The 998-nt window shown below is 29.4% G+C and carries 1 pseudogene; it reads left to right on the forward strand.

What is annotated here, in order from left to right:
* Window positions 1-831 precede the first annotated feature (831 nt).
* Window positions 832-998, forward strand: a pseudogene (locus Q0842_RS16035) (transketolase); the annotation flags it as partial.

The following is a 998-nucleotide window of genomic DNA, read 5'->3' on the forward strand; positions in this document are numbered from 1 at the left end:
GTGTAGCGTAGCCCGGTTATCGCGCCGCGTTTGGGACGCGGAGGTCGCAGGTTCGAATCCTGCCACCCCGACAAAAAGTTCAGTTTTTACTGAACTTTTTTTTTATCTCAAAATGGCTTTCTTTCTTTCTTTCTTTCTTTCTTTCTTTTATCAATCACATTAATTGCTTAAATATTTTTTATTAGGAGTCGTTGAATTCATGAAGCTTTTTAACCACCTGTTTTTTTTGCTTAGTTATATAATATCCGCTTTATTTAGGAATTATTAATAATTAAAGTAACTGTTTGTTTTCTTTCATACTATTCTCTTACTTTTTAATGTGACAGCATCACTTAAAAAATATTTTTAAAAGGTTTGTTTGGTTTATGTGTTTGTTTTACAGTATGTAAGAGCAAAATAGATCAGAATCTAAAAGCATATTTGGTTATAAATAATAACCCATATTAAGTTTTAATGGCCTAAGGAATAATATGGTAGTTTGTTACTTTTTAACAGTAAAGTTATAATTATGCACAGAGATGTTTTTTTATGTTAGGTTAAATATAATATTTGAATTTCGCCTATTCATTCAAAAAAAATGACCAAGAAATTGAAATTAGTCAAAATCTAGAATGTAATAATAATTTAATACCAGTAGAGTACAGGATGTCCTTTTTAGCATAAATGTCTACACTTGTTGTGTTTTAAAGAAATGGTAAAAATTAAAGCAATATAAGCGATGTCGAGTTTCTTTGTTAGACTTTTTTAATACTGCCTAACTAAAGATACCTCCTCTAAAACAAAAAAGAAAGGTTTAATAAATAATACATAAATATTAAAAGTAAATAAAAAATGAACAAAGAGATTAATTTACAAGCAGCAGATAATATTAGAGCATTGGCGGTTGCTATGGTAGAAAAAGCGAATTCAGGACACCCAGGTGGTCCCATGGGAGGCGCAGATTTTATGCACATATTATATTCAGAATTTTTTAATTATGATCCTTCAGATATGACATG

Origin of the sequence: uncultured Algibacter sp., assembly GCF_947495675.1 — a bacterium.
In the GTDB taxonomy this organism is placed as follows: domain Bacteria; phylum Bacteroidota; class Bacteroidia; order Flavobacteriales; family Flavobacteriaceae; genus Algibacter_B.